The following is a 9831-nucleotide window of genomic DNA, read 5'->3' as shown; positions in this document are numbered from 1 at the left end:
TTTATGACCCCCACCGAATTTAAACAAGTCGCTTAGCCTCTGCTAACGACTGGCTTACCGAATGGGGAAGCGTACAGCGGGTCTGAAGCGTAGCCTGTGGCCGGTGGCCAGCATCGATGCCTTAAGCGACTGGTCACGATGAAGCGCTACCTATTATTCCTGCTCCTGGCGCTCACGTCCTGCGCCCGCTCGACCTGGCACGCGCCGCTGGTACTGCCGCCCGACTCGGGCGCCTCACCCCCCACCCCTCTCCTGTGGGGAGGGGGTAAAATCAAGGCCACCACCGTCATCTTCCAAGCCGGCACCGGCAACGTGGCCACGCCCACCGACAACACGAAAGCCGGCCAGAAAGGCGGCGCAGCCGCCACGGCCCCGCAGGCCCAGGCCAGCGCAACGACGAAGCCCGGCGGTCTGCCGTGGTGGGTGTTTGCGCTGGTGGCCGTGCTGAGCACCGCGGCCTGGGAATGGAGCACGGCTCGATTCATTCCTGCCGCCTGGCTGCCGTGGCGCCAGAAGCCGGGTTTGTTCTCGGAATCATAACCTACGCCGCTTGCCTAGTGCTGGCGTGGCGCCTATCCTTGTGACGTGGACACCAGCTGCTGGCCAAGCTGAGAAAACACCAGAGCCACCAAAAAAAGCCCCGGCCGGTTGGTCGGGGCTTTTCCTTATAAACTAAGCTGTAGGCATGCAAGCTATTGGGTGATGTACTCGACCCGAACTTGATAATCGCCGCTGGGGCTCGCACTTAAGTAATAGCCTTTGCCATCAGCGTCCCGGTTAGCCGATGGAGCAGCCGTGGAAATGGTATTGGAATACATCAGCCGCTCGGGGATGCTGCTAATATTGGAGTACTCGTAAAGGTAAACGCTGAAGTTGTTGCCCAGTATTTCATTTCTGCTAGCAGTGCCATAAGGCAAAGACGCCGGCGTGAGGTCGCCACTGGTGTAGGAGCGGACGATGGTGCTTCCGTCCACGGAGTACCCAATCGTTACATCAGGGCCGGACGTAGGGTCCCATGGCAGCCCCGCCGGGTCGCGGAAATTCAGTGCGTAAATAGAAACGAGATACAACCTTCGACTCCCGGCTCGCACCTGGAAGGTTTTGACGGCTGGAACATTCTCGCTGTTGTAGCTTTTCAGGATGACGGTGTAGGTACCCGCGGTGGTGTAGGTCGTGGTGGGGTTGGCGTCCGTAGAGGTACGGCCATTGCCAAAATTCCACTCGTAGCGGGCGGCATTGGTGCTTGTATTGGTGAAGACGACGGCTTCATTCAAGTCCACCACCTGGCGGCTGGCAGTGAATTCGGCAACCGGGTTGGGCTGGGGGTCGCTTTTTTTGGAGCTGGAGCAAGCGGATGCAACCGCCAAAAAGGCTACTAATAGAAACTTTTTCACTGCTATTTATTTGATGATAGGCTGGTTATCCTGCAAAGGTACAGTGACAAACCGCTGCGAGCGCTTCTCACAGCACGCGCGAAACTCATGCTTCGTGCAGCCCTGCCGATTGGTCGGGGCTTGTCATTAAAATGGCATCTGATTAACGGAAAAAATCTCGTCTTCGAAGTCACAATCCCAATCCGGCTCGCCCAGCCAGTAGACGGGGTGCCGCTTGCGCTGGCCCGGTGGACCCAGCAGCAGGTAGCCGCGCCAGTGGATTTCGCGCACTCCCAGCGCCGGGCCATGTAATAACTTTGGTTGTAGAAGTACGCCAACTGAACCCAATGACAGGAATAACCCAGGTAAATCGGATGCCAAATTGGGTGCAAACACAAAAAAAGCCCCTCACATTGCTGTGAGAGGCTTTTTCGTGGGCCCACTCGGAATCGAACCGAGGACCTACTGATTATGAGTCAGTTGCTCTAACCGATTGAGCTATAGGCCCGGTGCCGGAGGCAGTCATCTTTCACCTCAACCCGTGCCGTTGCCGGCCCTCCAACGGAGCAAAAGTACGACCTTCGCGGCTGGAAAACCAAAGCTTGCCTATGCTCCCCCACCTGTTATTCGATTTTGGCGGCGTCATCATCGACCTCGATTACGACGCCACCCCGGCGGCCATGCGCCGCCTGAGCCGAGCCGGCAGCACCATTGCCTTCTCGCAGGCCCAGCAGGCCGAGCTGTTCGACAAGTTTGAAACTGGCCACCTCTCTCCCGCCGAATTCCGGGCGGGCCTGCGCGAAGCCTACGACCTCGACGCTACCGACGCCGAGCTGGACGCCGCCTGGCACGCCATGCTGCTCGACGTGCCCGCCGAGCGCCTTGCCCTCATTGGCGAGCTGCGGGCGCAGGGCCACCAAACGGCGCTGCTTTCGAACACCAACACCCTGCACATTGCCGAAATCAACCAGCGGCTGGCCGCCAAGTACGGCTTCAAAAATGGCATTGCCGATGTACTCGACCGCGTGTTCTACTCCCAGGAAGTGGGCCTGCGCAAGCCGGGCGAGGAAATATTCCGGCACGCACTGCGCGAAATGAACTGGCGGGCCGAAGACGTGTTGTTCATCGAGGACAGCCCGCAGCACGTGGCCACGGCCCGGCGGCTGGGGCTGCGGGTGCTGCACCTGGCCCCTCCCCTCACCCTCGTTTCCGCCCTGCCCGAAGCCCTCCGTGCCTTTCCCCGAGAATACGCCCCCGCCCATTCCTGAACCCGACCTGGCCGGCTGGCCCGCCGATGCGGCGGCGCCCCCCGCCAGCCCGCTCGATGCCACCGAACCACAGGCCCGGCTGCGGGCCGCGCGCCAGCTGTTCCGGCGGTTTGAGCGGCCGGCGCCCTCGCCGGCGCGCACGGCGGCGCTACACATCGGGCTGTTTTTGATTACGCTGCTCAGCACCACGCTGGCGGGCGTTCAGCTCACGCGCGGCGATGTGGGGCTGCTGCCGCTGGGTTTCTGGATATTTCCGGCCGCGCCGCAGCCGGAAGAGTGGGCCCGCGGGCTGTGGTTTGCGCTGCCGTTTCTGGGCGTGCTCACGGTCCACGAGTTCGGGCACTACTTCACGGCGCGCTACAACCGGGTGCGGGCCTCGCTGCCCTACTACATTCCGTTTCCGATGGGGCTGGGCACGTTCGGGGCGGTTATTCGGCTGCGGGAGCGGATTTTTTCGCGACGCGAGTTCTTCGATATTGGGCTGGCCGGGCCACTGGCGGGATTTCTGGTGGCGGTACCGCTGCTCATTTACGGCTTCACCCACCTGCCTCCGCTGGACTACCTCTATCAGATTCACCCCGAATACGCCCGGTTTGGGGCCGACTATGCGCAGCACGTGTACCCGCCCGGCGCGCAAGCCCTCACCATTGCCAAACCGCTGCTCTACCAGTGGCTGGAAACCGCCTTTGCCGACCCCGCCCGCCTGCCCCACCCCAACGAGCTGCTGCACTACCCGGTGCTGCTGGCAGGCTCGCTGAGCTTGTTTTTCACGGCGCTCAACCTGCTGCCCATGGGCCAGCTCGACGGCGGCCACATTCTGTACGGCCTGCTGGGCCGGCGCATTTTCGATAAGCTGGCAGTGGTGTTATTCACCGGCCTCATTTTTTACGCCGGGCTGGGCCTTTTCACGCTGCACGACGACTGGCAAACCTGGGCCTACGGCGGGCCGATTTATGCGGGCTACCTGGCACTCATTTTCTGGCGGGTGTTGTCCCGGCCCTGGCTGGGGCTGCTGCTGGCGGTGGGCATCTGGGCGGCGCAGCTGGCGGTGGCTACGGCCGTGCCGGGCGCGGTGGGCAACCCGGGCTGGCTGGTGTTTGGGCTGCTACTGGGGCGCTTCACCGGCGTGGCGCACCCGCCTGCGCCCGACGAGCGCCCCCTAAGCGCCGGCCGGCAGGTGCTGGGCTGGGTGATGGTGGCTATTTTTGTGCTGTGCTTCACGCCCAGCCCGTTTAAGTAGCGAAGAAGGAGGAAATAGCGCATAGCGAGTAGGAACTCCTAGCACGTCATGTCGAGCGCAGCCGAGACATTTCGCGTGCCGAAGTAATCAGACCCGTTTTCACGATTGAGTTACTATCCCACGCGAGATGTCTCGGCTACGCCCAACATGACTGTCCAACTGACTCCGCTTTTTTGATTGATTTTTAGCCGACATCTGTCGGCGCACTTGCATGATTTTTAACCAAAAGCAACTTTTCCAAGGCAACACCCACATTGCGCTACGCGCCGAAAGCCTCTACGTTTGCAAGCGCAACCCGCAAGGCGTTGCCACCCTCGAAACCGAAGTCCCTTACGAAGAAATTCTGCCGGTGAAAGCCAGTGAGCACCGGCACATTCCCGTCAATCAACTACTGCTCACCGGCTTGCTGCTGGTGTTTCTGGGCTACCAGCCGTGGCGAGAGTGGCTGGCTACGGGCCAGGCCAGCTTGTCGCTGTACCTGTGGTGGGGCATTCTGGGCCTGAATGCGTTGGCCAGCTGGCTGCGCTTCGAGCAGCAGTGGAGCACCTTCCGACTGCAAACTGCGCATCTTGTGGTCACGCTAGCGGGCCGGCCGTGGCAGCGCAAGCAGTTCCGGGCCCTGGTGGCCGAGTTGGAGCGCCGCACCAAGGTTTACCTGCGCACCGAATACGGCCAGGTCAACCCCTTGGGCTTCATCGAGCCGCAGCTGCGCCGCGTGGCCTGGCTGCACGAGCTCGACGTGCTCAGCGCCCGCGAGGCCCAGGCCTTGAGCACGCGCCTCACCGGCCGCCGCAGCACCGCCCCGCTCAAAGGCATGGGCCAGGATTTGGAAGCGCCGTATTTGAATTAGAAAGAAGGAGGTCAGGAACTCAGTTATGCCTTGAACGTCATGCAGAGCGGAGCGAAGCATCTCGCGTGGGGTAGTAGCTCAATCCAAAAAGTTAGTTGAAGCACGCGAGATGCTTCGGTGCGCTCTGCATGACGAGAAGAGTTGATAAATCAACCAGCAAAAAGCCCCGACTCCATCCAGAGTCGGGGCTTTTTGCATTGAAAGGGCTGTCGCTGAGAACAGGACGGATTGCCGCACTGCGCTCGCAATGACAGCTTACTCTCGCGTCACGCGCAGGGTCTGAATTTCATTATCGAGCACCATGCGCACCACGTACACCCCGGCAGCCAGGCGGCCGGCTTCGGGCAACGCCACGGCGCTGAGGCCGGCGGGCACTGCTACCGGGCGCTGCACCAGCAGGCGGCCCGTGAGGTCGTAGATGGCCACCGAAGCGGCACGAGGCGCCCGGGGCACCTGCAGGGCCAGCGAGAACCCGGCTGCGCCAAACGGCACCGGCTGGGCCTGCACCGCAAAGCTGGCCGCCGCGTTGCGAGTAGGCAGCATGGCGGTGGGCGTGCTCAAAGTCCAGGTGCCGGCGATGGGCGACGAGGCTTCCACGTAATTCAGCGCGGTGCTTTGGGCAGTGCGGGCCACGGGCACCCAGGGGCCCACGGCCGGAATGGCCAGCGAGTTCGACAGGAAGGGCTGCAGGTCGGCCTCGTTCAACCCGTTCAGCTCGGCATCGCGGTAGCCCAGGCGCACGGTGGCATTCACCACATTTTGCGTGACGTAGCCCAGCGTGTAGTAGCGGCGAATGCTGGTGCGCGCCGGCGCCCGGCCAATGGCCTGGTCCGTCACGCGGGTCAGGTTGAGCGGAGCGGAACCGGTGGCCTGGCTTAGGCTGAGGCCAAGACCCCCGAAATTTTCGCTGCCCCCCACGCTTAGCTGGCCCAATGCCAGCACGCGGCCCGACACATAGGCATCGGCCGTTTCAGTTATGGTGGCGCTCTGGACCAGCGATACATCGGCGGTCTGGGTTTTCAGCACGCCGCGCTGCATGGTGAGGGCGGTGCTTACCGTCAGGCGCTGGGCCAGGCGGGCGGTGTCGGTGGCAGCGGGCAGGTTCACCAGCAGGCGCGGCACGCGCAGGGCGGTGTTGGTGGGCGCATTGAGTACCACGGCGGCGCCGCGCATGCTGAGCGTGCCATCGGTGCCGGCAATGGTGGCGCCCGTTTCCAGGGTCAGGGTGCCGTACACTTCCAGGGTGCCGCCGTTGAGGGCCAGGGCGGTGCCGGCCCGCAGCGTGAGGTTGCGCACCTGCACGAGGCCGGTGGTGAGCACGGGCTGGGCCGAAGTGGCGCCGCGTACTTCGGCATCGGTGGTGGGCGTGGGCAGGCAGGTCCAGTTGGCAGCCAGGGCTAGGTCGGTGTTCTGGCGGCGCTGCCACTGCGGGCCAGGAGCCACGCGCACGTTCACGGTGTCGCGGAACGTGCAACCGCCAGCTGTGGTGGTGCCAATGTAGCGGTAGCGGCCGGCGGTGGCGGGCACGGCGGCCAGCACGTTGGAGCCGGTGGCGGTGAGGCCGTTGGGGCCGGCCCAGGTCACGTCGTTGTCACGCGTCACAATGCTCCAGGCCGTAACCGGGCCCACGTCGTTAATCTCATTATCGACCACAAACAGGTTCCAGGTACCGGACTGCGGCGCGCTGCGCAGCTTGGCGAAGCCCGTGGGCTCGTCCACCTGCCAGGTGCCGGCGAAGGGCGAAGCTCCGATGCCCTGGTTGCGAGCACCCACCGAGTCGACAAACAAACTGTTCTGGAAGTTGGCGCCACTGCCGCGCTTGTTGCTCAGCAGCACGCGGGTGCCGTCGGGTGCTTCCACATACAGCGTGAGGTCGCCGGTATAGGTGTGGGTGATGCTCACGCGGATGCCGCGCAGGTTGAAGAAGCTTTCGGCCGAGCCGGCCACCACCAGCGGAATGCGCACGCCATTGAGGTTGTTATCGGGAATCTGCACGCTGCCCGTGAACTGGTACGGGCCCGTCAACTGATTCTCGAACAAACGGCTGCGCAGGCGCGTGGTGCCGCCAGCACACGCCACAGAGTCGATGCCCGCGGGCGCGGCAGCGGTTTGGCGGCGGGCGATGACCGCCACGGTTTGCTGGGTGGCACAGGTTGAACTGGGGTTGGCAGTAGCCACCGTGTAGCGCTGAAGGCCGGCCGTGGTCGGGGTGGCGCTCACGCGTTTGCCCAGGGCACTGTAGCCCGCGGGACCGGTCCAGGTATAGAGTTGGCCGGCTATGCTGTCGTCGGCCGTCACGCGCAGGCCCACGGAGCCAAAGGCCTGGCCCCGGGCGGCGCACAGGTCGGTTTGGGTAGCGGCGGCGGCCAGCACGGGCTGGCTCACGGTCACGCTCAGGGCCTGCACGCTGGTGCAGCCGAAGTAGGGGTCGGCGGCCAGCACGGTGTAGCGGTAGGTGGCCGAGCCTCCACCCGCCGGAGCGGCGGGCGTGGCGGTGGCCGTCAGGCCGGTCACGTCCAGGCCGGGGCCTACCCAGCGCACGGCCGGCACGTCGGTGCTCAGGCGGTTGAAGAGCAGCTCCACCAGCTCCACGGTGCCGGCGCTGCCCACCTGGTTGTCCATCACTTCCACGTTGATGGTGGTGAGGGTACCCGTCGGGGCAACGCTGGAAAAAGCCGCGGCGGGAGTATAGATTCCGGTGAGCGTGGTGCCGCTCACGGTGGCGGGCAGGGCCGCGGTGGCGTTGTCGGCAAAGGTGAGGTCGAGGGCCACGGGGGGCCCGCCGGCCGGCGCCGTGGGCAAGGCCGAAGCCAGGTTCACGTAGGTGGTGGTGCCGGTGCTGGTGCGCACGGCCAGTCGCAAAGCCACCTGGCTGGGCTGGGCGTGGTTGAGCCGCACGCGCACGCCTTTCAGGTCGCTGTAGTTGCGGTAGATGGTTTCAAGGCCGTGCTGGTAGGTGGTGCCGTTCGAAACCACGGTGCTGTAGGCGATGATGGACGTGTAGGCGGTGCTGCCATCGGGTACGGGCACCACCGCCACATTGCGCAGGCGGCGGGTGTTGGGGTAGGTGGCCGTGGCCGAGAGGCGCACGGCAGTGCCGGCGCACACGTTGCTAGCCGAGGCCGTGGCCGTGAGCACGGCCGCGTCATCCGTCGGGCACTGGGCCTGGGTGCCGGCCGGAGCGGTGCTGCTGGTGCCCAGGCCCACGGCAAACCAGGCATCGGTCACCGCCTGCACTTCGGCCGAGCCGGCGCCGTACAAATCCGTGGCGGCCTGAATGGTGAAGGCCCGGGCCGAGCGGTAGTCGGAGTTCGGCGTGAGGTAGAGACGTTCGGCGCGGTAGGCAATGCGGGCCGCTTTGGTGAGGCCGAGGCCCGTCACGTTGTAGGCCTGCTGCTGCTCGTTCACGCCGGTTTTGCCCACGCTCAGGATGTAGTACCAATGGTTGAGCACACCCGAGTTGGTGTGCACGCCGCCGTTGTCGGTGGTGCCGAAGTTCCAGCGCTGGCCCTTGTAGTTGGCCGGGCACGAGGTCAGCACGGTCGTGCTCAGCGGGTCGCTCATCGAGCGCAGGCCGGCGGCGGTGCGGCAGATGTCCTCACCCACTATCCAGGTTTGCTTGGTGGGGTCGACGTAGTATTCAACCGACGCCCCCCAGATGTCAGAAAAGCCCTCGTTCAGCGCGCCCGATTCGTTCAGGTACACCAGGCCGGCCGTGGCCTGGCACACGCCGTGGCCGGTTTCGTGGGCGCACACGTCGAGGGCCGTCAGCGGGGTGAAGGCTGTGGCCCCGTCGCCGTAGCGCATGGCCGAGCCGTTCCAGTTGGCGTTGTCGTAGTTGGTGGAGTAGTGCACGTAGTTCACCAGCTTGCCGCCGACGCCGTCCCAGGAGTTGCGGCCGTGCACGGTCAGCCAATAGTCGTACACCTGCGTCGAGCCGAAATGGGCATCCAGCGCGGCGTTGTCCTTGGCGGTGTTGTTGAATTCGGCCGCCGTCCAGTTGTTGTCGAGGTCGGTGAAGTCGATGCCGGCGGCCAGGTTGGTGCCGTTGCGCAGGTTATAAGTTTCGATGCCGGCGGCGCGGGTATAGTCGCGCAGGCGGTAGCTGCCATTAAACAGGTCCGTGGCTACCTGCCGGGTGCCCATGTAGCGCGTGGCAAACGTGCCCGTGGCCGTGCTTTTCACGCCGCGGGCGCCGGCGGGCCGGGCGGCCGGGGCGGCGTGTGCCGCGGCGGTGGCGGCCGGTTCCAAGCCTTTGGCGTGCTTGATGATAGCATCCTGCAGCACCACCTGGCCGGTGCGGGCATCCACATACACCCAGGCGCGGCTTTCGGGCTGCTGGGCGTAGATGTTGAATTTCCAGGCCAGCACCAGCGGGCGCTGGGCGGCGTTGGCCACGCGGTAGTCTTCCACCACCACCAGCTCGCCGGTGGGGCGGTAGGTGGCGGCGGGGTTGCCGGTTTCGCGCTGCAGGCCGGCTTCTTCGGCGGCATCGTCCCACATATAGCGGCGGGCGCCCACGGCGGCCAGGCCGCGCTGCAGGGCGGCGGCGGCACTCAGGCCCGGCTTGGTGCTGAAACTGGCCGGCACGGGCTTGAACTCGCCGCTGAGCACGCCGGCGTCGCGGTGCACGGTGTACTGGCCGTGCTCCACCTTCACCCCGTTGAAATACTGCTGAAACCGCTCGTGGCGCTGGCCCAGCTCGTCGGTTTCCACGCGCAGGGCGCGCAGGTCGTCGGCGGGGCGCAGGCCCAGCTCCTGGCGGAGCAGCAGGCGGCTGTCGGTGGGTAGCTGGCGCTGGGCCGCGGCCGTTTTTGCCATTAGCGGCCGCAGTTGCGGCGTGCCGTCGGTGGGCAGGGTTTGGGCGGCGCCGGTGGCGGCCACCAGCAAGGGCAGCGCCGCCAGCCAGGCGGTGCGTAGGGGTTGGGTCATACTATAAAATAGTGGAGAGACAATTTCTTCGGAAAGATACATTGCAACGGGCACCTATTTAAGCTGCACTTTGCTTTCAGGAAAGTACTTATCGCTCAAATTCGCATTGGGATGCGAATGAATGTCGCCGAACGATGCAGGGACAAGCCCCACCCCAAAACCGTTCCC

At 64.7% G+C, this 9831-nt stretch carries 7 protein-coding genes and 1 tRNA gene; 4 read left to right on the top strand and 4 right to left on the bottom strand.

The annotated features are described in order from the left end of the window. Positions 1-138 precede the first annotated feature (138 nt). Positions 139-540 carry a hypothetical protein gene (locus Q5H92_RS25990; RefSeq protein ID WP_305014498.1) on the top strand — a complete coding sequence of 134 codons (402 nt, stop codon included), beginning with the start codon at positions 139-141 and terminating at the stop codon, positions 538-540. 152 nt (positions 541-692) lie between these two features. Here Q5H92_RS25990 and Q5H92_RS25985 read toward each other — a convergent pair whose 3' ends face one another. The 3 genes from Q5H92_RS25985 to Q5H92_RS25975 all read right to left on the bottom strand — a co-directional run bounded on the left by Q5H92_RS25985 (position 693) and on the right by Q5H92_RS25975 (position 1881). Continuing rightward, on the bottom strand, positions 693-1367 hold the full coding sequence (locus tag Q5H92_RS25985) for a PKD domain-containing protein (RefSeq protein WP_305014497.1): 675 nt from the start codon (positions 1365-1367) through the stop codon (positions 693-695). Between the two features lie 153 nt (positions 1368-1520). Further along, the gene (locus Q5H92_RS25980) at positions 1521-1769 is read right to left on the bottom strand and encodes a hypothetical protein (RefSeq protein WP_305014496.1); all 249 of its coding nucleotides are present in this window, start codon (positions 1767-1769) and stop codon (positions 1521-1523) included. 38 nt (positions 1770-1807) lie between these two features. After that, positions 1808-1881: transfer RNA gene (locus Q5H92_RS25975), tRNA-Ile, on the bottom strand. 100 nt (positions 1882-1981) lie between these two features. Here Q5H92_RS25975 and Q5H92_RS25970 point away from each other — a divergent pair. From Q5H92_RS25970 to Q5H92_RS25960, 3 genes are all read left to right on the top strand, one after another. Further along, a complete protein-coding gene (locus Q5H92_RS25970; protein WP_305014495.1) occupies positions 1982-2641 on the top strand; it encodes an HAD family hydrolase in 660 nt (219 codons plus the stop codon). Next, positions 2604-3881, top strand: a complete 1278-nt coding sequence (locus tag Q5H92_RS25965; RefSeq protein ID WP_305014494.1) for a site-2 protease family protein — start codon at positions 2604-2606, stop codon at positions 3879-3881. The genes Q5H92_RS25970 and Q5H92_RS25965 overlap by 38 nt, the downstream gene beginning before the upstream one ends. A 211-nt stretch (positions 3882-4092) precedes the next feature. Next, positions 4093-4731 carry a hypothetical protein gene (locus tag Q5H92_RS25960; protein WP_305014493.1) on the top strand — a complete coding sequence of 213 codons (639 nt, stop codon included), beginning with the start codon at positions 4093-4095 and terminating at the stop codon, positions 4729-4731. A 255-nt stretch (positions 4732-4986) separates the two neighbouring features. On the opposite strand, the gene Q5H92_RS25955 is transcribed toward Q5H92_RS25960, so the two are convergent. After that, positions 4987-9663 (bottom strand): M4 family metallopeptidase, encoded by a 4677-nt coding sequence (locus Q5H92_RS25955; RefSeq protein ID WP_305014492.1) that lies wholly within the window; start codon positions 9661-9663, stop codon positions 4987-4989. Between the last annotated feature and the right edge of the window lie 168 nt (positions 9664-9831).

The organism is Hymenobacter mellowenesis, from assembly GCF_030581005.1.
Classification (GTDB): Bacteria; Bacteroidota; Bacteroidia; order Cytophagales; family Hymenobacteraceae; genus Hymenobacter; species Hymenobacter mellowenesis.
The sequence above is the reverse complement of the archived record's forward strand: the minus strand, read 5'-3'. Positions and strand labels throughout refer to the sequence as shown.